This is a genomic window from Streptomyces sp. NPDC044064 (assembly GCF_056434245.1).
The window spans coordinates 29,908-48,737 of the sequence record NZ_JBWKFN010000033.1; the positions used below are offsets into that span (position 1 = coordinate 29,908).

Annotated in this window: 21 protein-coding genes and 1 pseudogene; 13 read left to right on the plus strand and 9 right to left on the minus strand. The window is 69.2% G+C overall.

Annotated elements, in window-relative coordinates; translation table 11 throughout:
- Window positions 1-3: 3 nt before the first annotated feature.
- Window positions 4-525, minus strand: coding sequence for a Rieske (2Fe-2S) protein (locus tag AC07DS_RS37905; protein WP_479152943.1), 522 nt, complete (start codon window positions 523-525; stop codon window positions 4-6).
- Between the two features lie 173 nt (window positions 526-698).
- On the opposite strand from AC07DS_RS37905, the gene AC07DS_RS37910 reads away from it, so the two are divergent.
- The 7 genes from AC07DS_RS37910 (at window position 699) to AC07DS_RS37940 (ending at window position 6,808) form a co-directional block, all read left to right on the plus strand.
- A complete protein-coding gene (locus tag AC07DS_RS37910) occupies window positions 699-1,463 on the plus strand; it encodes a HipA family kinase (RefSeq protein WP_479152945.1) in 765 nt (254 codons plus the stop codon).
- Entirely contained in the window at window positions 1,460-1,909 is a 450-nt protein-coding gene (locus AC07DS_RS37915; protein WP_479152947.1) for a DUF3037 domain-containing protein, read from the plus strand. The genes AC07DS_RS37910 and AC07DS_RS37915 overlap by 4 nt, the downstream gene beginning before the upstream one ends.
- 147 nt (window positions 1,910-2,056) lie before the next feature.
- Entirely contained in the window at window positions 2,057-2,818 is a 762-nt protein-coding gene (gene fabG / locus AC07DS_RS37920; RefSeq protein WP_468817071.1) for a 3-oxoacyl-ACP reductase FabG, read from the plus strand.
- Between the two features lie 28 nt (window positions 2,819-2,846).
- A complete protein-coding gene (locus tag AC07DS_RS37925; protein WP_479152949.1) occupies window positions 2,847-3,611 on the plus strand; it encodes an SDR family oxidoreductase in 765 nt (254 codons plus the stop codon).
- A 201-nt stretch (window positions 3,612-3,812) separates the two neighbouring features.
- Window positions 3,813-5,390: an ABC transporter substrate-binding protein gene (locus AC07DS_RS37930; protein ID WP_479152950.1), complete on the plus strand. Its 1,578-nt coding sequence runs from the start codon at window positions 3,813-3,815 to the stop codon at window positions 5,388-5,390.
- An 82-nt stretch (window positions 5,391-5,472) separates the two neighbouring features.
- A complete protein-coding gene (gene ung / locus AC07DS_RS37935; RefSeq protein ID WP_145886416.1) occupies window positions 5,473-6,156 on the plus strand; it encodes a uracil-DNA glycosylase in 684 nt (227 codons plus the stop codon).
- A 130-nt stretch (window positions 6,157-6,286) separates the two neighbouring features.
- On the plus strand, window positions 6,287-6,808 hold the full coding sequence (locus AC07DS_RS37940) for a hypothetical protein (RefSeq protein WP_479152952.1): 522 nt from the start codon (window positions 6,287-6,289) through the stop codon (window positions 6,806-6,808).
- A gap of 22 nt (window positions 6,809-6,830) precedes the next feature.
- Here AC07DS_RS37940 and AC07DS_RS37945 read toward each other — a convergent pair whose 3' ends face one another.
- The 3 genes from AC07DS_RS37945 to AC07DS_RS37955 form a co-directional block, all read right to left on the minus strand.
- On the minus strand, window positions 6,831-7,304 hold the full coding sequence (locus tag AC07DS_RS37945) for a hypothetical protein (protein ID WP_479152954.1): 474 nt from the start codon (window positions 7,302-7,304) through the stop codon (window positions 6,831-6,833).
- 115 nt (window positions 7,305-7,419) lie between these two features.
- On the minus strand, window positions 7,420-7,932 hold the full coding sequence (locus AC07DS_RS37950) for a DinB family protein (protein ID WP_479152956.1): 513 nt from the start codon (window positions 7,930-7,932) through the stop codon (window positions 7,420-7,422).
- A 44-nt stretch (window positions 7,933-7,976) separates the two neighbouring features.
- Window positions 7,977-8,567, minus strand: coding sequence for a TetR/AcrR family transcriptional regulator (locus AC07DS_RS37955; protein ID WP_479152958.1), 591 nt, complete (start codon window positions 8,565-8,567; stop codon window positions 7,977-7,979).
- 73 nt (window positions 8,568-8,640) lie between these two features.
- Here AC07DS_RS37955 and AC07DS_RS37960 point away from each other — a divergent pair, with 73 nt between their 5' ends.
- Window positions 8,641-9,858 carry an FAD-dependent monooxygenase gene (locus tag AC07DS_RS37960; protein ID WP_479152959.1) on the plus strand — a complete coding sequence of 406 codons (1,218 nt, stop codon included), beginning with the start codon at window positions 8,641-8,643 and terminating at the stop codon, window positions 9,856-9,858.
- 10 nt (window positions 9,859-9,868) lie between these two features.
- Window positions 9,869-10,780 carry a Gfo/Idh/MocA family protein gene (locus AC07DS_RS37965; RefSeq protein WP_479152960.1) on the plus strand — a complete coding sequence of 304 codons (912 nt, stop codon included), beginning with the start codon at window positions 9,869-9,871 and terminating at the stop codon, window positions 10,778-10,780.
- Here the strand turns inward: AC07DS_RS37965 and lnt are convergent.
- Window positions 10,698-12,263, minus strand: coding sequence for an apolipoprotein N-acyltransferase (gene lnt / locus AC07DS_RS37970; RefSeq protein ID WP_479152962.1), 1,566 nt, complete (start codon window positions 12,261-12,263; stop codon window positions 10,698-10,700). The two genes, AC07DS_RS37965 and lnt, sit on opposite strands and share 83 nt — an antisense overlap.
- Before the next feature lie 83 nt (window positions 12,264-12,346).
- A complete protein-coding gene (locus tag AC07DS_RS37975; protein ID WP_145886404.1) occupies window positions 12,347-12,829 on the minus strand; it encodes a nuclear transport factor 2 family protein in 483 nt (160 codons plus the stop codon).
- A 91-nt stretch (window positions 12,830-12,920) separates the two neighbouring features.
- Here AC07DS_RS37975 and AC07DS_RS37980 point away from each other — a divergent pair.
- Together AC07DS_RS37980 and AC07DS_RS37985 are read left to right on the plus strand one after the other, a co-directional pair.
- Window positions 12,921-13,106, plus strand: a pseudogene (locus AC07DS_RS37980) (DUF4291 family protein); the annotation flags it as partial.
- 199 nt (window positions 13,107-13,305) lie between these two features.
- Window positions 13,306-14,823 (plus strand): restriction endonuclease, encoded by a 1,518-nt coding sequence (locus AC07DS_RS37985; protein ID WP_479152964.1) that lies wholly within the window; start codon window positions 13,306-13,308, stop codon window positions 14,821-14,823.
- 149 nt (window positions 14,824-14,972) lie between these two features.
- On the opposite strand, the gene AC07DS_RS37990 is transcribed toward AC07DS_RS37985, so the two are convergent.
- Complete coding sequence (locus tag AC07DS_RS37990; protein WP_479152965.1) at window positions 14,973-15,566, minus strand: DUF4291 domain-containing protein; 594 nt, start codon at window positions 15,564-15,566, stop codon at window positions 14,973-14,975.
- Window positions 15,567-16,477: 911 nt separating this feature from the next.
- Between AC07DS_RS37990 and AC07DS_RS37995 the strand changes: the two genes are divergently transcribed.
- Window positions 16,478-16,885 carry a hypothetical protein gene (locus tag AC07DS_RS37995; protein ID WP_479152966.1) on the plus strand — a complete coding sequence of 136 codons (408 nt, stop codon included), beginning with the start codon at window positions 16,478-16,480 and terminating at the stop codon, window positions 16,883-16,885.
- A gap of 632 nt (window positions 16,886-17,517) precedes the next feature.
- Here AC07DS_RS37995 and AC07DS_RS38000 read toward each other — a convergent pair.
- A complete protein-coding gene (locus AC07DS_RS38000) occupies window positions 17,518-17,934 on the minus strand; it encodes a DUF4760 domain-containing protein (protein WP_479153073.1) in 417 nt (138 codons plus the stop codon).
- A gap of 133 nt (window positions 17,935-18,067) precedes the next feature.
- Between AC07DS_RS38000 and AC07DS_RS38005 the strand changes: the two genes are divergently transcribed.
- The gene (locus AC07DS_RS38005) at window positions 18,068-18,583 is read left to right on the plus strand and encodes a DUF4291 domain-containing protein (protein ID WP_479152968.1); all 516 of its coding nucleotides are present in this window, start codon (window positions 18,068-18,070) and stop codon (window positions 18,581-18,583) included.
- A 35-nt stretch (window positions 18,584-18,618) separates the two neighbouring features.
- On the opposite strand, the gene AC07DS_RS38010 is transcribed toward AC07DS_RS38005, so the two are convergent.
- Window positions 18,619-18,798 carry a hypothetical protein gene (locus AC07DS_RS38010; protein WP_145886400.1) on the minus strand — a complete coding sequence of 60 codons (180 nt, stop codon included), beginning with the start codon at window positions 18,796-18,798 and terminating at the stop codon, window positions 18,619-18,621.
- Between the last annotated feature and the right edge of the window lie 32 nt (window positions 18,799-18,830).

An 18,830-nucleotide genomic window follows, 5' to 3' on the forward strand; every position in this document is an offset into this window, starting at 1 on the left:
GGCTCAGGCCAGCTTGATCTCGTCGCCGGAGACGGTGATCTTCGCGGCGGGCAGCGGCTGGGTCGCGGGCCCCTGCTTCACGCTGCCGTCCTCGGCGGAGAAGTGGCTGTTGTGGCACGGGCAGACGATCACGCCGTTGGCCACACTGCTCACCGCGCAGCCCTGGTGGGTGCACTTCGACGAGAACGCCTTGTAGCTGCCCGCCGCGGGCTGGGTGACCACCACGCCCTGGTCCTTGAAGATCTTGCCGCCGCCCTCCGGGATGTCCGTGGTCTTGGCGAGGGCCGTGCCGCCGGCCGAACCGCCAGAGGCCGAGGAACCGGTGTCCTGCGAGGCCCCGGTGGATCCGGTGGAGCCGGCGGCCCCGGTCGTGCCGGCCGAACCGGCCCCGGTGTTGACGGTGTCGGACGAATTGTCGCCCGAACCGCAGGCGGTCAGCGCGGCGGCGAGCCCGGCCGCTCCCGCCGCCGCCATGACGCTACGACGGGCCGGTCCCGATTCGGGCTTGAGCGATGCGCTGGTCATGTGGGCGTCCCTTCCGCGGAGCTTTTCGTGATCCGTCCAGGGGTACGGCCCCCGGGCACCACCTGTTCAGACGGCACCCAGATCCTTGCCCGCAGGGCATGAGGCGGCCGTAAGACACAGCTGTCGACGAGCTGTCGGCGGGGCGGCGGCTCCCGCGCCAGTAACCTGGGGCGATGCTCAAGGAAGTCACCGTGACCCGCTACATCACGCCGCTGCGTGAGGGCGGCTCCTTGCCGGGGCTCGTCGAGGCCGACGACTTCGGGACGTACGTCATGAAGTTCACCGGCGCCGGACAGGGCCGCAAGACACTGGTCGCCGAGGTCGTCTGCGGCGAACTCGCCCGCCGGCTCGGATTCCGGATGCCCCGCCTCGTCACCATCGAGCTGGACTCCGTCCTGGGTCTCGGCGAGCCCGAGCAGCAGGTGCAGGAGCTGCTCCGGTCCAGCGGCGGCACCAACCTCGGCATGGACTTCCTCTCCGGCGCCCTCGGCTACGACCCGCTCGCCTTCCCGGTGAGCCCCGAGGAGGCCGGGCGGATCGTCTGGTTCGACGCGCTGATCAACAACGTGGACCGCTCCTGGCGCAACCCGAACCTGCTCGTGCACCGCGGCGAGCTGTGGCTCATCGACCACGGCGCCACGATGATCTGGCACCACAACTGGCCCTCCGTCGAGGCCTCGGCCGCCCGCCCCTACGACGCCTCCGACCACGCCCTCGCCCGGTTCGCCCCGGACGTGACCGCCGCGGCGGCGGAGCTGGCCCCCAAGGTCACCGAGGACCTCCTGGCCGAGGTCACCGCCGAGATCCCCGACGCCTGGCTGGCCGGCGAGCCCGGTTTCGACACCCCGGACGACCTGCGGCGGGCCTACGCGCGCCCCCTGCTCGCCCGGGCGGCCGTCGTCGCCGAGCGCATCACCGGTATCGAGGAGGGCAAGTGAGCGAGACCCGCATCCACATGGCCGGCCATGTGGTCGAGCGCCACATCACCCGGGCGGGCCAGGGCGGCGACCGGGACGTGTTCGAGTACGCCCTGCTGCGGGTAGTCCCCCGCGTCGAGCGCGGGGAGTGCATCAACGCGGGCGTGGTCGTCTACTGCCGCGCCCAGGCCTACGTCGGCGCCCGCATCCATCTGGACGAGGCCCGGCTGCTCGCCCTCGACCCCGACGCCGACGTGGCCGGGGTGCGGGCCGCGCTCGCCGCGATCGAGCGTCACTGCGCGGGCGGCGAGGCGGCCGGACAGGCGGCCGGGGACGACGCGGGCCGCCGCTACCGCTGGCTGATCGCGCCCCGCTCCACGGTCGTCCAGCCCGGACCCGTGCACACCGGACTGACCACCGACCCGGCGGCCGAAACCGAGCGTCTGCTGGATCTCCTGGTGAGGTAATGGATCACACCACCCGGTGTCCCGTTGACACCGGGTGCCAGGACTTCTAGCGTCACGTGTGCTGAAGGTACTAAGCGGTCGCTCACCGCACCACACGGGCTCCCTCAAGGGCCAGACAGGTTCTCTCAAGGGCGAGGAGAAGCAGCAATGTCCACCACTGAACAGCGGGTCGCGATCGTCACCGGCGCGGCGCGCGGTATCGGCGCCGCAACCGCGGTACGACTGGCCGCCGAGGGTCGCGCGGTCGCCGTGATCGACCTGGACGAGGCCGCCTGCAAGGACACGGTCGAGAAGATCACCGCGGCCGGCGGCAAGGCCATCGCGGTCGGCGCGGACGTCTCCGACGAGGCGCAGGTCGAGGCCGCCGTCGCCCGGGTCGCGGCGGAGCTGGGCGCGCCGACGATCCTGGTCAACAACGCGGGTGTGCTGCGCGACAACCTGCTGTTCAAGATGAGCGTCTCCGACTGGGACACCGTCCTGAACGTCCACCTGCGCGGTTCGTTCCTGATGACCAAGGCCGTCCAGAAGCACATGGTCGACGCGGGCTTCGGCCGGGTCGTCAACCTGTCCTCCTCCTCGGCGCTCGGCAACCGCGGCCAGGCGAACTACTCGGCCGCCAAGGCGGGTCTGCAGGGCTTCACCAAGACCCTCGCCATCGAGCTGGGCAAGTTCGGGATCACCGCCAACGCCGTCGCCCCCGGCTTCATCGCCACCGAGATGACCAAGGCCACCGCCGACCGTGTCGGCATGGGCTTCGACGACTTCAAGAAGGCCGCCGCCACCCAGATCCCGGTGCAGCGCGTCGGCGAGCCCGAGGACATCGCCAACGCCATCGCCTTCTTCACCGGCGAGGCCGCAGGCTTCGTCTCCGGCCAGGTCCTGTACGTGGCCGGCGGACCGCTCGACTAGGGAACTCGGGACACAGGGGTACACGGACATGACTGAAATCCCGGAGCTTTCCGGCAAGGTCGCGCTGGTCACCGGCGCGAGCCGCGGCATCGGCTACGGCGTCGCCGAGGCGCTGGTCGCCCGCGGTGACCGCGTCTGCATCACCGGCCGCAACGAGGACGCCCTGAAGGAGGCCGTCGAGCAGCTCGGCGCCGAGCGGGTCATCGCCGTCGCCGGCAAGGCCCACGACCTCGCCCACCAGGCCGAGGCCGTCGAACGCACCATGGAGGCCTTCGGCCGCGTCGACTTCCTGGTCAACAACGCGGGCACCAACCCGGTCTTCGGGCCCATCGCCGACCTGGACCTGGACGTGGCCCGCAAGGTGTTCGAGACCAACGTGATCTCGGCGCTCGGCTTCGCCCAGAAGACCTGGCACGCCTGGCAGAAGGACAACGGCGGTGCGATCGTCAACATCGCCTCGATCGCGGGCCTCGCGCCCTCGCCGTTCATCGGTGCCTACGGCGTCAGCAAGGCCGCGATGATCAACCTGACCCAGCAGCTGGCGCACGAGTTCGCGCCGAAGGTGCGGGTCAACGCGATCGCCCCGGCCGTCGTGAAGACCAAGTTCGCCCAGGCCCTGTACGAGGGCCGGGAGGCGGAGGCGGCCGCCGCCTACCCGCTCGCCCGGCTCGGCGTGCCCGCCGACATCGGCGGGGCGGCCGCGTTCCTGACCTCGACCCAGTCCGACTGGGTCACCGGCCAGACGCTCGTCGTGGACGGCGGCATCTTCCTCAACGCCGGCGTGGGCGCCTGACCTGCTCCGTCCGGTTGTCTCGTTCGGGCGCCGTTTCCCAGCGGAACGGCGCCCGAAACACGTCAAACGGTACGCACAGCGCAATGACAACGTCGTCATAGCACAATCGATCAAGAACGCCGGCCACCGGGGTGGTTCAGACCCCCGGACGCTGCGGTATGGTCTGCCGACCCTTGGTATGGCAGATCGAGGAGCGTGCGCGTGTTCAACCGGAACCGATTCCTGCGGAGAGTCGCGGCGATCGCGTCCATATCCCTGGTGGCCGGCTGCAGTCTGTTGTCCAACGGTGATTCCGACAGCAAGGGCCCCATCGTCGTGGGCACCACCAGTGCGCCCAGCACGCTCGACCCGGCCGCTGCCTGGGACGGCTCCTGGGAGCTGTACCGGAACATCTTCCAGACGCTTCTCGCCTATCCGAACGGCGCCACGACTCCCCAGCCCGACGCCGCCGAGAGCTGCTCCTTCACCGACTCCAGCAGCCGCACCTACCGCTGCAAGCTGCGCGAGGGCATGAAGTTCGCCGACGGAGACACGCTGGACGCCAAGGCCGTCAAGCACTCCATCGACCGCATCCGGACCATCAACGCCCCCGGCGGCCCCGCCGGACTCCTCGGCAGCCTGGACAGCGTGGAGACGGCCGGCGACCGAGAGGTGGTCTTCCACCTCAACCAGTCCGACGCCACCTTCCCGTTCGTGCTGGCCACCCCGGCCATGTCGATCGTCGACCCCGACGACTACCCCGCGAACTCCCTGCGCAAGGACAACAAGGTCTACGGCTCCGGGCCGTACGAGCTGCAGTCCTACGAGGAGGGCAAGGAGGCCGTCCTGGTCCGCAACGACCACTACGACGGCTTCGCCGACCGCCAGAACGACGCGGTGACCATCCGCTACTTCCAGGACTCGGCCACCATGGTCAAGGCCCTGCACGACAAGCAGATCGACGTCACCTACCGCGGTCTGGCCGCCGACGACATCATCTCCATGCAGCGGCACGGCAACACCGACCTCCAGCTGGTCGACGGCGCCGGCACGGACATCAGCTACCTGGTGTTCAACCCCAAGGACCCGTGGGCCAAGCAGCCCGCCGTCCGCAAGGCCGTCGCCCAGGTCGTCGACCGGGGCGCCATCGCGCACAAGGTCTACAAGGACACCGTGGACCCGCTGTACTCCATGGTTCCCAAGGGCCTCACCGGCCACAGCACGGCCTTCTTCGACGACTTCGGCGACCCGAGCGTCTCCAAGGCCCGCAAGATCCTCCAGACCGCGGGCATCACCCAGCGCGTCCCGCTCACCCTCTGGTACACCACGGACCGCTACGGCTCCGAGACGGCCCTGATGTTCCAGGAGCTCAAGCGGCAGCTGGACGGCTCCGGCCTGTTCTCGATCACCCTCAAGAGCCGTCCCTGGAAGACCTACGTGGTCGGCTACCAGAAGGGCGAGTACCCGGTGTTCGGCCGCGGCTGGTTCCCGGACTTCCCCGACGCGGACAACTTCATCGCGCCGTTCGTCGGCGAGAAGAACGCCCTCGGTACGCCCTACGACTCCAAGCAGATCACCTCGGTGCTGCTGCCCCGCTCACGCGCCCAGAGCGACCGCGCCAAGGTGGTCAAGGACCTCAAGCAGGCCCAGCAGATCATGGTGGACGACGCCCGGCTGATCCCGCTGTGGCAGGGGCGGCAGTACGTGGCGGCCACCGACGACATGTCCGGCGGCGAGCGCGCCCTCGACCCGTCGACGATCATGATGATGTGGGAGCTGCACCGCAAGACCAGCTGGTGAATCCGGCTCACGGCACCGGTTGTCAGTGGTCGCCTGTAGGTTCTTGAGCCGGCAAGTGACCGCACATCGTGAGGACGTTGACGTGACCGACATCGCCATGCTGCCCGAGTCCTGGCGCGGGGTTCTGGGCGACGAGCTGCAGCAGCCCTACTTCAAGGAGCTGACGGAGTTCGTCGAGGAGGAGCGGGCGAAGGGTCCCGTCTACCCGCCGCGCGAGGAGGTCTTCGCCGCGCTGGAGGCGACGCCGTACGAGAAGGTCAAGGTCCTGGTCCTCGGCCAGGACCCGTACCACGGCGAGGGCCAGGGCCACGGACTGTGCTTCTCCGTCCGCCCGGGGGTGAAGACCCCGCCCTCCCTCCGGAACATCTACAAGGAGATGCGGGAGGAGCTGGGTCTGCCCGTCCCGGACAACGGCTATCTGATGCCGTGGGCCGAGCAGGGTGTGCTGCTGCTCAACGCGGTGCTCACCGTCCGGGCCGGCGAGGCCAACTCGCACAAGGGCAAGGGCTGGGAGAAGTTCACCGACGCCGTCATCCGCGCGGTCGCCTCCCGGCCCGACCCGGCGGTCTTCGTGCTGTGGGGCAACTACGCGCAGAAGAAGCTCCCGCTGATCGACGAGACCCGGCACGTCGTGGTCAAGGGCGCGCACCCCTCGCCGCTGTCCGCGAAGAAGTTCTTCGGCTCCCGCCCGTTCACGCAGATCAACGAGGCGATCGCCGCGCAGGGCCACGAGGCGATCGACTGGACCGTCCCGAACCTGGGCTGACCCGCCCCGCGGGCGGCCCCGTGTCGCACGGGGCCGCCTGCCCGGGATTGCCGTCCCCGCCGGTTAGCGTCGGGACGGACAGCTGACCGCACAGCCGGCCAGAAAGCCGACGACGGCCCCGGAGGACGTGGTGGCGGAGCGACAGGAGCAGGCGGCGCCTGATGCCGTGCTGACGCGGATCGGACAGGTCGTGATGCTGCACCACGGCGGCGACCGCGAGGAGGCCCGGCACCGCTTCCTCGAGCTGTGGGCGGAGATCGGCGAGGACGGCGCCCCGCTGCACCGCTGTACCCTGGCCCACTACCTGGCCGACACCCAGGACGACCCCTGCGACGAACTGGCCTGGGATCTCAGGGCGTTGTCGGCCGCTGAGGAGCTGGCGGACGGCCGCGGCACCGGTGATCCGCTGAGCGTCCGCGCCTTCTTCCCCTCGCTCCACCTCAACCTGGCCGCCGACTACGTCAAGCTGGGCCGAGCCGAGGCCGCCCGCAGTCATCTGCGCCGGGCCCGCCGCGCCGCCGGCTCCCTGACCGACGACGGCTACGGCAACGGCGTACGGGCGGAGATCAGCCGCCTGGAGCTGCGCCTGGGGGAGGACGACTCCCCGGGCGGCGACTCGTGGGGCCCACCGCGACAGCGGCCCACTCCCTAGCCGTATGCCGCCACGGCCGGGGTCAACGGCCGTACGCCTGATCGCAGATCGCCGCCTCGGGGCTGTCCCCGTGCCAGCCGCCGTACCGCCTGCCGAGGGCGCACACGTCCGGGGCCTTCGGGACCGGCTGTGACACGTCCGGCACGTCGACGCGCGGCTCCTGGGGGTGGTCCGGGCGCGGGTGCGGCCGGGGGTGTGCGGGCGGGGCCGACGGGCGGTGGGTGACCGGCGGTGCGGCCGGCGCCCGGTGCGGGGCGGCGGTCGCACGCGCGGGGCGCGGGTGCTTGGACGGTCCGGCCATCTCCAGTGCCTCCCGCGCCGGTGCCTGCACCACCCGTGGCTCGGCACTGCCGTCCGGCCGGGGCGCGGACGGCAGCGAGGGCGCGGTGTCGGGCCAAGGCGCCGGTGTCGCCGGACCCGGTACCGTCACACAGCCGGAGAGGGCCGAGACGGCCACGGTGACCAGGAGCGCTGCGGTGGTCGTCGTTCGATGCACCCGGGCAACTCTGGTGGGTCGGCCGCCGGATTGGCACCGCGCACCGGAGATTGCGCCCCCCGCACGGGTGATCTCGTTCCCCGTACGGAGGGTTTCGGGGCGCCGGGGGTGACGTTCAGTCGCCGGTGGCACCGTCGATCAGCTCGCGGACGAGGTCGGCGTGGCCGTTGTGCCGGGCGTACTCCTCGATCATGTGTGTGTAGATCCACCGGAGGTTGAACGGCTCATCGGTGAACCGGCTCCTGCCCCGGGAGAGATCGTCGAGCGCGAAGCCGGCCGCGTTGCGCCGGGCCGTCTCGATCTCCGCCTGCCAGGTGCCGTACGCCTCCTTCCAGGTGTCCGCCTCGGTGAGGTGGAACTCGCCGTCCCGGTCCTCCTCGGTGAAGTAGATCGGCCCCGGGTCGTCTCCCACCAGGACCTTGCGGAACCAGCCCCGCTCCACCTCGGCCATGTGCCGCACCAGGCCCATCAGGGACAGCTCGGACGGTGGCACGGACGCGGTCCGCAGCTGCTCGTCGGTCAGGCCCTCGCACTTCAGGGCCAGCGTCCGGCGGTGATAGTCCAACCAGCCCTCCAGCATGGCGCGTTCACCGGCGTTCTGGGCGGGCTCCTGGCGTTCCGTCGTCATGTCCCCATCCTCGCAACATCACGCCGGGTGCCACCAGGGGGTTTTCAGGTGCCCAGCATCCCGGTCAGCAGCTCCCGCAGTCCCTTGCGGACCTCCTCGAGGCCCGGCACCTCGGCGCTGAAGGAACCGGCCGCGCACGAGAACATCAGCCCGTCCGCCCAGGCGATCACCGACAGCACATGCCGGGCCGGGTCGGTCGAGCCGACGGCGGTGAGCAGCGCGGCCAGCTGCTCCTTGAAGACGGCGCCGGTCGCGTCGTAGTAGGCGCGCAGCTCGGGGCGGCGGGAGGCCTCCAGGGCCAGTTCGTAGCGGGCGATCAGCAGCTCGCGGCCCCCGGTCAGGGAGCGGTGGATCGCCAGGGCCAAGCCCTCGGCCAGCGCGTCGGGCCCGCCCCGCGGGTCCGGCACCCCCTCCAGTGCGAGCAGCCGCGCCTCCCGCTCGGCATGCCGCCGCACCGCGAGTTCCAGCAGCGCCTGCCGGGTGCGCGCCACGTTCGAGGTCGAGCCCTGCGGCAGCCCGGCCGCCTCGTCCACCGCCCGGTGCGTCAGCCCGCGCATCCCGCGCTCGGCGAGCAGGGCGAGGGCGGCGTCGGCCACGAGATCGGCGCGGGACACGCTCGGGGTGCGTACGGACATGTACCGACCCTACCCGCCTCACTACGGCTGTAGTAAAGTCACTCACACTACAGCTGTAGTCCCAGGAGGAGTCATGGCACAGTCGGCCCGCGCGATCGTCGTCGGCGGCGGAATCGGAGGCCTCACCGCGGCCGCGGCCCTGCACCGGCGGGGCTGGGAGGTCACCGTCCTGGAGCGAGCCGGCTCGCTGGAGCCGGTGGGAGCGGCCATCTCGCTCGCCCCGAACGCCCTGCGCGCCCTCGACGTCATCGGCATCGGCGACGAGATCCGCGACCTGGCCGCCTGGCAGGGAGACGGAGGCCTGCGCACCCCGGGCGGGCGGTGGCTGTCCCGCTCCGGCGCCGATGCCGCCGCCGCCCGCTTCGGCGGCCCGCTCGTCCTGCTGCCCCGCGCCACCCTCGTCGACCGCCTCGCCGCACTGCTCCCGCCCGGTGCCGTCCGTACGGCGGCCGACGCGACCCTCGCCGACCCGGGGGACAGGACCGGCCCGGCCCGGGTGGCCGTGGCCGTGGCCGGTGAGGAGCTGGAGGCCGACCTGGTGGTCGGCGCGGACGGCATCAACTCCAATGTCCGGAAAGCGCTGTTCCCCGCCCACCCGGGGCCGGTGTACGCGGGGTTCACCACCTGGCGGATGCTGATCCCGGTGCCCGGCGTCGAGTTCGCCTCGCACGAGACCTGGGGCCGGGGCCGCATCTGGGGCACCCACCCGCTCAAGGACGGCCGGGTCTACGCCTACGCGGCCGCCACGACCCCGGCCGGGCAGCGGGCTCCCGACGACGAACAGGCCGAACTGCTGCGCCGGTTCGGGAACTGGCACGACCCGATCCCGGCCGTGATCGCCGCCGCCCGGCCCGAGGACGTGCTGCGCCACGACGTCCACCACATCGCCCGGCCCCTGCCCGCCCACCACCTGGGCCGGGTCGCGCTGCTCGGCGACGCGGCCCACGCCATGCCGCCGAGCCTCGGCCAGGGCGGCAATCAGGCCGTCGAGGACGCCGTCGTGCTCGCCCTCGCCCAGTCCCGGCTTCCCTCCGGCGGGGGGACCCGCGTCGCCGACGACCTCGCCGCGTACACCGCCGCCCGGCTGCCGCGTACGACCGCGATCGCCCGGCAGGCGGTCAAGGTGGCCCGCTTCAGCATGGCCGGGAGCCGGGCCGTCGTCGCCGTACGCGACACCGCGATCGCCGCTCTCTCGAAGGCCGGTCCCGCCCTGTTCCTGCGGAGCTTCGACGGCATCGCCGACTGGCGGCCGCCGTATGCTTCCGAGGAGGCACACGCGGACAAGCGGTAGGGGAGTGCACGTGAAGGTCGGCTGCATCGGTCTCGGGGACATCGCGCAGAAGGCGTACCTGCCGGTGCTGGGCACCCAGCCGGAGATCGACCTTCACCTGCAGACCCGCACGCCCGGCACCCTCACCCGGGTCGCGGACTCGCTCCGCCTGCCCGGGGACCGGCGGCACGCGACCCTGGACTCCCTGCTGGAGGCGGGCCTCGACGCGGCCTTCGTGCACGCGCCCACCGTCGCCCACCCGGAGATCGTCACCCGGCTGCTCGAAGCGGGCGTGCCCACCTACGTGGACAAGCCCCTCGCCTACCGACTCGCCGACTCCGAACGGCTGGTGGCCCTCGCCGAGGAGCGCGGCGTCTCGCTCTTCGTCGGCTTCAACCGGCGCTACGCCCCCGCCTACGCGCAGTGCCAGGACCACCCGCGCGAGCTCATCCTCATGCAGAAGAACCGGATCGGGCTGCCCGAGGAACCGCGCTCGATGATCCTGGACGACTTCATCCACGTCGTCGACACCCTGCGGTTCCTGGTGCCCGGCCCGGTCGACGACGTCACCGTCCGCGCCCGCACCGAGGCCGGGCTGCTCCACCACGTCGTGCTCCAGCTCGCCGGGGACGGCTTCACCGCGCTCGGCGTGATGAACCGCCTCAGCGGCTCGGCCGAGGAGATCCTGGAGGTCTCCGGGCAGGACACCAAGCGCCAGGTGCTCAACCTCGCCGAGGTCGTCGACCACAAGGGACAGCCGACGGTGCGCCGGCGTGGCGACTGGGTGCCGGTGGCCCGCCAGCGAGGCATCGAGCAGGCGGTCCTCGCCTTCCTGGAGGCGGTCCGCGCGGGCAAGGTGCTCAGTGCCCGTGACGCACTGGCGACCCATGAGCTGTGCGAGCGGGTCGTACGAGCGGTTCTCGGCCCGACCGGCGCTGCCTGAGCGCCCGCACGCCTTCGGTGCCGCACAGCGCGGCCAGCACCAGCAGCGCGCCGTGCACCGGCCAGTCGCCGTAGCGGACGTACGGCGTGACGCCGTGCGCGAGCGGCACCTCGTACACGCGGACGGTGCTCGCGCCGGTGCCGAGCCACGGGCCGAGGGGCTGCCCGCTCGGGCCGTAGACGGCGGAGACGCCGGTCAGGGTGGCGTGCACCATCGGGCGGCCGGTCTCGGCGGCGCGCAGCGCGGCCAGCGAGGCGTGCTGTTCCGGAGCCCAGCTGTGCTGGAAGGTCGAGGTCGCGGACTGGCCGAGGAGGACGTCCGCACCGTCCTGAGCGAGATTGCGGCTCATGTCCGGGAACGCGGTCTCGAAGCAGATCATCGGGCCGATGCGCAGCCCGTGCCCGACGTCCATCACGACCTGTTCGGTGCCGCGCCGCCGGTCCTCGCCCGCCGCCTTGCCGACGGAGGTGGCCCAGCCGAGCAGGGAGCGGGCCGGGACGTACTCCCCGAAGGGGACGAGGCGCATCTTGTCGTACCGGGCGCCGGTCGGGCCGTCCGGGCCGATGAGCACCGAACTCTTGTAGATGCCGGGCCGGTCAGAACGGCGCGCGTCCACGTTGACCAGGATGTCCGCACCGGTCTGCCGGGACAGCGCCGCGATCCGCCGCGCCAGGTCGGGCCGGCGGCCCAGATCGAAGCCGACGCTGCTCTCGCCCCAGACGATCAGGTCGACGTGCTGCCCGGCCAACTGCCGGGTCAGCTGTTCCTCGTGGTCGAAGCGCCGGTCGCCGCCGTCCATGACGCCGGGCTGTACGACGGCGATCCGGACGCGTCCGTCGACGTCCGGGCGGGGTGCCCACGCCCAGGCCGCCGAGGTGGCGGCGGCGGTGGCGACGAGCGAGGCGAGGGCGGGTATCCGGAACGCGCGCACGGCCACCAGCATGGCGACCGCGACGTTGACGGCCACCACCAGGAAGCTGAGCAGCCAGACCCCGCCCACCGACGCCAGCCGCAGCGCCGGGCCCACCTGCCACTGGCTGGACCCGAGCATGCCCCAGGGCCCGCCGAGGCCCTGCCAGGAGCGGACCAGCTCCACCGCCAGCCACGCCGACGGAAGCACCAGCAGCGCGGCCACGCCCCGCCCCGGTGACGGTGTCCCGCCCAGGAACCGGCGGACGAGCCAGCCCCAGGGCGCCCACAGCAGACTCAGCAGCCCGGCTATCAGGAACAGGAACACGTGCAGGCTGGGCAGCAGCCAGTGGTGCACGGCCAGCATCAACCCGAAGCCGCCGAACCAGCCGTCGTACGCCGCCCGCCGTCCGGTCGGTGCCGAGCGCACCAGCAGGATCCAGGGGACGAGAGCGACGTACGCGAACCACCACAGCGAGGGCGCCGGGAACGCGAACACGGGCAGAGCACCCGCGAGAGCGGCGGCGACGGAGCGCCGCCAGGGGGAGGTCAGCCAGCGGTCGAACGTCCTCATACGGAGTCTCCCTACCAAGGGCTGCCTCCAGTGTGCGCGCCGGAAGCGATCTCCGACAGAGGGCGTCGAGGCGGCTCGGCGGCTCACTCGGGCAGGGCCGCCGGGCTGCGCTCGGGCATCCGGCGCCACTTCTCGTGCACGACGACCTCGCGCAGCCGCCAGCCCTCCCGGGTGCGCAGCAGCCCGAAGTCGTACCGGCCGCCGCACACCAGGTCCGGCGCGCCCGAGTCGCCGTCGCCGGCGAAGCGCATCGGGTTGACGTAGTCGGCGCGCACCCGGGCGGTGTCCCCGGTGTCGTGCTCCAGGATCCCGAACCGCAGGCGCCGGTTGACGATCAGATGCTGTCGCATCGCGAACAGGTCCAGGCTCTCGGCGAGCCACCCGGCCACCCGGCCGGCCTCGCCCTCGATGCCGCCGGCGGAACGGTAGTCGGCCCGCCCGTCCGGCGTGAACAGCCCTCGGTACGCCGCCCAGTCACCGTCGTCCACCGCCGCCGCGTACTCGGTGACCAACTCGTCCACGGCCAGCCGGTCCATCACGGTAGCGAGCTCCACACGCTGCGTCATCGGCACAGTGTTGGACACCGGGCGCCAGGTGCCAAGAGGCTCGCCGAATATTCGGTGGTGCGGGGGAGACCGGACGACCGAACCTGTCCTCGTGAACGATCAGTCAGTCGAACAAGCAGTTGAACCAGAGCCGAAGTTCCGGATCCGGGCCCGCCACACGGATTACACGGTCACCGTCTACCAGGCGTACCGCCCGGAGATCGGCGGCCCCGCGGCCCGCACCGGCCGCTTCCCGGCCTCCTGGAAGCGGGATCGGATGACCTGGGTCATCAAGCCGCGTTGACAGACTCCTGTGCGTCGCAGACCGCAGCCGCAGACAGGTGGTGCGCGCGACGATCCACCCGTGCTCGCGGATAGGCCAGCCCCTGTGCAGACCGTTCAGATCGAGCACGGATCGAGCCAACCTTCGTGGCTGTGACTTGGACAGTCAGGCACATGGGCATGTTTCCCTGCTGAGCAACGGGGGTGGGGGAACAATGGCACGCAAAAAGTCGCTGACGTCACAGTTGGTCCAGGCCTACCGGGATGCGCAAAAGGCCAAGGAAGCCGAAGCCAAGCGCCAACAGCAGCTAGCGGAGCGGGCGGCACGCGCGGCCGAGCAGGAGCGGAAACGACGGGAGCGGGAACGCGCGCGTCAGGAGCGAGAGCAGGCTCAGGAGTGGACCCAAGCGCAGAAGGCCGCAGAGCGTGAGCGCTTGGCACAAGCGCGAGCCGCTGAGCAAGTTGAGCGTGGCTTGGCCAAGCGAGAAGCAGAGCGAGCCCGGCAGGCTGAGGCGAAGAAGAAGGAGGCACAGCGGCAAGCAGCTGCCCAGGAGCGCCTTGCCAAGCAGCAGGCCGCCCAGGAGATGCGGGCCGAGGCCGAGCAGCGAACGGCAGACCTAAAACAGAGGGTCGCGGAGCTGAACTCCGTTCTGTCGTTCCCGCACGCACCGTCGCTCGCGCTGCGTAAACACGTAGAAGCCGCTTTGCTTCAGGGTGACCCCGAGGCACTCACCGGCGCGGTAGAGGCTGCGTTGACCGAGGCTGCGTACCCTGCGGGCCTGCGCGACTCGTGGCGATGCGCGTTCGTCCCAGAGACACGAGAACTGCTCTTGGAGGTGGATCTCCCGGGACAGTCGGTCGTGCCCACCGCTGCTTCGTACCGGTACAAGGCGTCAACTCCACCAGCAGTGGCTGTCCAGCCGCGCAAAGAGGCCGAGATCAAGCAGATGTATCGGTTGCTGATCGCTCGCCTGGCTCTACGCGCCATCAATGAAGTGCTCACGCTGACCCCGGCAGCCTTGGTCGACATGGTCGCTTTCAACGGTCATGTAAACGCGAAGAATCGCGCCACCGGCAAGGCAATCCGCCCTTGCCTCATCAGCGTTCGGGCGACCAGGGAGACCGTGAACGACCTAGTTCTGGATGAGCCTGAGCTCGACCCGGTCGAATGCTTGCGGCACCTCAACGCTGTCGTCTCTCAGCATCCCTACGATCTCGAACCCGTCCGGCCCGTCATCGCCTTCGACCTGACGAAGTACAAGTGGGGGCCGGACATAGACGTCGTCTCCGGACTCGACCACCGCCCCGACCTCATGGAACTCGACCCGATCGCATTTGAGCACCTCGTTCGACGGCTGTTCGAGGCCATCGGCCTCAAGGCTTGGGTGACTCAGGCTTCCCGCGACGACGGCATTGACGCCGTCGCCACCAACGAGGACCCCATCGTGGGCGGGCTGTGCATCATCCAGGCGAAGCGCACCCGCAATGCCGTACCAGCCGATACGGTGCGCGCTCTGGCCGGCGTCATGCACGACAAAGCCGCAGCGAAGGGGATCATCGTCACCACTGCGTGGTTCGGGAAAGCCAGCAAAGATTTCGCCTACCGCACCGGCCGCATGGAGCTCATCGATGGCCGCGGGCTCAAAGCTCTCCTCCTGGAGCACCTAGGGATCGATGCCCTCATCAGCCTGCCCAAGACCCCGCCCGGATGGGAGACCCGTGGCCAACGCTGACCGCTGAGCCGGAGTGCTCTGGGCTGCTGCCCGATTGAAGACCCAAATCGTCTGTGAGCGAGGCTTGACGTGGACCATCAAGCAGCGTTCACAAACCTCTGCCGCCTTGTGACCCGTGGGTGATGCCAGCCGTTGTGCCGGACAGCCGGTCAGGGACACAGGTGGGCCAGTAGCTCTTCGCCGGCGGGGTATCCCTGCTCCTGGGGGAGCAGTCGGGCAGCTGAGTCGAGTTGGCCGTCCTTGACGAGGCCGTGGATCTCGTGGGCGAGCGGGGTCACGTCGCTGATGGACACGATCCACTCGTCCGCGTAACGCGACGATGCCTCACCCGAGAGCCCCAGTTGCAGCGAGCGGTACGGCAGGGGACGCAGGTGCAGATCGCGTTCGGGATCCCACTGCACACGGGCCGGTGCGCGCTTGAGGTCACGCTGCCAGGTGCCACGATCGGGATGCAGTCCGCGGACGTAGTGCGACAGGCAGGCATGGCGCAGCGCCCAGTCGAAGCCGTCGCGAGTGATCTCGACGGCGAGGACAGTCTCCTGCCCCTCCTTCGTGCCCCAGCCGGAGCGGTACATCATCCACATGAAACTGGGTTTGATCCACGTCATGCGGTCAGGCTTCCACGCGGCGGGGAAGCGACCCTTGCGGGCGGCGGGTCCGCCGATCTCCGGGCGGTACGCCTGGTAGACGGTGATCGTGGACGCCGTCTGAAGCGCGCGGATCCTGCGGAGCGGTTCTTCCATGGCATACAGCGTGGGCTCGGCCAACTCAGATGACCACCGAATTTTGACCCGCTGCTAGATCCGCCGGAGCACGCCAGTCGCAAGTGGCGGGCAGTCGCCCGTGCGAGCCAAGTCGCGTCCGGCGCATGGAGCGACATCTCGCAATGCCGCACGCGAGGCGGCGGATGTCAGAGAGCCGACGATCGCAGGGTCCCTGCCGCGATCCTTTTCGTTGCCACGTTCGCGGCGCTGGCGTCAGCACGCCCGAGCCTTTCTGATCCACGGCTGGGACTCCAGCGGCATCCGAACTCATTCCAACCATCTCTGCAGGTCAAATGGCTGAGGTGTACCCAAGGCTGCCCTGGGCGGCAGTGCCCAAACGGCCGGCTTCCGCAGCCTCGATTCCACAGGGGTAGCCCCGTCTCGAAAGGTCTGTGAGCGCGGCTTGACATGAGTCATCATGCCGCGTTCATAGACCGCATCAGTGGTGCTGGACTCGTCCGAGTTGATGGCTTACCGGGTTCTGCCGGGGCGTGTCTGCCTCGGTCAATGGGGAGCGGCGGACCTGCTCGGAAAGCAGCAGGTAGTAGCCGCAAGCGCGGCCGTCGACGTCAGGGGTTGGTCCAGGCCGCTGCGGGGCGTCGTGCGGGGCGCTTCGCTGATCGGCGCAAGGCGCAAGCGGTACGGCGACCGTACGCCGAAAAGCCACGGCCGAGCAGGTGGCCAGCGACCTCTTGCCCGGCTTGGAAGAGAGACTCGACGCGTTCGACCGCGGCCTGCTGTGCGGCCGGCCTGCCGGTCAATGGAACGATCTTAGCTAGAACAGATGTGCCCACCTAGAGCTGAACCGCAGCACTTAGCCCATTTACAGGAAAGATGCTTCTTTCCTGCCATACAGTGCTGTACACATCAGCGACTGGAGAGGGGGCGCCATGGACGTGGCAGCTCTGTCCGCGGAGATCACGCCGTACGTCACCGCCGCCGTAGCCGCCTACGGCACAGCCGTAGTCACGCGTGCACAAGAAGCCTCCGCCGACGGCACGGTGAGCCTCGGTCAACGCATTCTCGCCCGTCTCCTCGGCTGCACCACCGAAGGTGAAGAAGGGGTAGAGGACGCCGTGCGCGACCTCGCCGAGGATCCAGAAGACCCCGATCTTCAAGCTAGCCTGCGCGTCCAGGTCCGCAAGGTCCTCACTCAAGACGGAGTGCTAGCCGCTGAACTGGCGGCACTCGTCCTACAGGCAACTCCAAACATCAATGCCTTTGGCCCCAAATCGGCAGTCGCGCAGAGCAACTCTGGCGTCATGAATACCGGAAATCACGTCACCATTCAACGATGACCCCTCGGGAACGCCCTCGTTCACCACTTGCTAATATCAAAGCATCAGGGTCGCGTTCGGCGGCGGTCAATCAGAATTCAGGTGTTATCAACACCGGTGATCACGTCCGGATCTGGTTCAATGACTTCAGTCGCATCCTAAAGTACCTATTGTGGACTTCCGTCGTGTTGGTGACGTCTTTTCTGGCGATTTATGCGTGGCTCTCGATGGAGCGCGAAGATTACATCAACAAGGCCGATGCTTTGTGCGCACGCTACCAAGCCAGCCTCCCGAAAGACCCTCCCAATAGAGACATGTACTTGTACGCCAATCAACTTGACGCTTCTCGTCTCACTTGGGAGATGCAACTTTCCGAACTGAAGGCAATGCCAATGCCGTGGGGTGATGGGTCTGAGCTGCGGGAAATATGGGCACTCATGGATAATTGGCTGTCTGATAGATCGCTGGCCGTCAACGCTATGCGAAGGGGAGACAGCGGGTCCGCAAATAGGTCTATAGCTGATGCTAAGCGCTATGGCAATGAGGCCATTAGGAGGGCCCGTGCGTACGGGTTTGAAGTATGCCCAGGATCGTACTCCGGCTAATCCATAGCCGGAGGTGCCAGCACTGGCCCTCGGGCGTCACGTTTTTCGCTACAGCACGTTTTGCCGAGCCCAGTAATCGGCGTGAAGAGTATGGGAACTCTGGTAACGCCGGACGAGCCGCTCAAAATGCACCCCTTCATGTGGGGAAGCTTGAGTTCGTCGATTCAGTATGTATGGCTCAATGGCATTCCAGACCCGCGGTGGAGAGCGGTGAAAGCAGGCCAGAACTAGGTCGAAGGACAGCAATTTCTGCTCGACCAATACACCTAGCATTTCAAGTTGATCGTGGAGTTGCCAGAAAGAATGGAAGTCTTCCTCGCACATGCGCGTCGGATCAAAATCATCGGGCGAACCAAACTCGCCGCTTATGAGGCGGTGCCGGAAACGCCGTGACGCTGGCGAATGAAATTTATCTTGGAAAGAGATGAGGAGCTGAACATGCCGAGAAAGACGGGCTTCCTTGATCTACGAGTAAGCGAAGAACGAAGCGGCGATCACGACTACGGTTCCGATCGCAGCACTCATAGCGCCGACAGCTGTCCAAACATCCCCCATCTCTGCAGTACAGCACCACATCAGGCCCTTGGGTAGGTGGCCTATGGGATCGTTTTGCTGTGTTGATCTAGTTCAGGCCAGAAAGGTCTGTGAACACGGCTTGACCTGGATCAAGCCGTCGTTCCTGTGGATGATGTACCGCTGCGGCTGGGGGACCAAGGAGGGCCAGGAGACGGTCCTCGCCGTAGAGATCGCCCGCGACGGCTTCGAGTGGGCCCTGCGCAACTCCTGCCTGTCGCACTACGTCTCCGGCCTGCACGAGAACCAGGCGGCCTGGAAACGGGAGTTGAGGCGGTCACCGGCCCGCGTCCAGTGGGACCCGGAGCGGGACCTGCACCTCAACGCGCTGCCGCACCGCTCGCTGCAGCTCGGCCTCGCGGGCGCGGCGGCCGCCCGGTACGCGGACGAGTGGATCGTAGGGATCGAGGACGTGACACCGCTGGCGGCGGAGATCCACGCGCTGGTGCGGGCCGGCGACCTCGACCGGGCGGCGGAGCTGCTGCCGCAGGAGCGGCCGTACGCCGTGACCGACGAGGTGCTCGCGCATCTGCGTGCGTAGCGTCGCGGATCGGGCACCGGCTCCGGACTCCGGCCTCAGGCCGCCTCGATGATCTCTCCGCGGATGGCCGCCGCCCACTCGACCACCAACAGCTCGTACTCCGCGCGCTCCTGGGCCGACAGGGTGCCGCCCGCACGCAGCCACAGCGCCCGGATCTGCTCGTTCACCTCGGCAGCAGACCGCACGGAACCAGGGGTCAGTGAATCGGGGGACATGCGGACAAGCGTAGGGGCAAGCACTGACACTG

What these genes read in the sequence shown, in the direction of transcription:
- AC07DS_RS37975 (WP_145886404.1), bottom strand. Translation starts at nt 12,829, where the DNA reads ATGACGCAGCGTGTGGAGCTCGCTACCGTGATGGACCGGCTGGCCGTG.
- AC07DS_RS38010 (WP_145886400.1), bottom strand. Translation starts at nt 18,798, where the DNA reads ATGTCCCCCGATTCACTGACCCCTGGTTCCGTGCGGTCTGCTGCCGAG.
- lnt (WP_479152962.1), bottom strand. Translation starts at nt 12,263, where the DNA reads ATGAGGACGTTCGACCGCTGGCTGACCTCCCCCTGGCGGCGCTCCGTC.
- AC07DS_RS37955 (WP_479152958.1), bottom strand. Translation starts at nt 8,567, where the DNA reads ATGTCCGTACGCACCCCGAGCGTGTCCCGCGCCGATCTCGTGGCCGAC.
- AC07DS_RS37925 (WP_479152949.1), top strand. Translation starts at nt 2,847, where the DNA reads ATGACTGAAATCCCGGAGCTTTCCGGCAAGGTCGCGCTGGTCACCGGC.
- AC07DS_RS37995 (WP_479152966.1), top strand. Translation starts at nt 16,478, where the DNA reads ATGGACGTGGCAGCTCTGTCCGCGGAGATCACGCCGTACGTCACCGCC.
- AC07DS_RS37950 (WP_479152956.1), bottom strand. Translation starts at nt 7,932, where the DNA reads ATGACGACGGAACGCCAGGAGCCCGCCCAGAACGCCGGTGAACGCGCC.
- AC07DS_RS37905 (WP_479152943.1), bottom strand. Translation starts at nt 525, where the DNA reads ATGACCAGCGCATCGCTCAAGCCCGAATCGGGACCGGCCCGTCGTAGC.
- AC07DS_RS37910 (WP_479152945.1), top strand. Translation starts at nt 699, where the DNA reads ATGCTCAAGGAAGTCACCGTGACCCGCTACATCACGCCGCTGCGTGAG.
- AC07DS_RS37960 (WP_479152959.1), top strand. Translation starts at nt 8,641, where the DNA reads ATGGCACAGTCGGCCCGCGCGATCGTCGTCGGCGGCGGAATCGGAGGC.
- AC07DS_RS37990 (WP_479152965.1), bottom strand. Translation starts at nt 15,566, where the DNA reads ATGGAAGAACCGCTCCGCAGGATCCGCGCGCTTCAGACGGCGTCCACG.
- fabG (WP_468817071.1), top strand. Translation starts at nt 2,057, where the DNA reads ATGTCCACCACTGAACAGCGGGTCGCGATCGTCACCGGCGCGGCGCGC.
- AC07DS_RS37985 (WP_479152964.1), top strand. Translation starts at nt 13,306, where the DNA reads ATGGCACGCAAAAAGTCGCTGACGTCACAGTTGGTCCAGGCCTACCGG.
- AC07DS_RS38005 (WP_479152968.1), top strand. Translation starts at nt 18,068, where the DNA reads ATGGGATCGTTTTGCTGTGTTGATCTAGTTCAGGCCAGAAAGGTCTGT.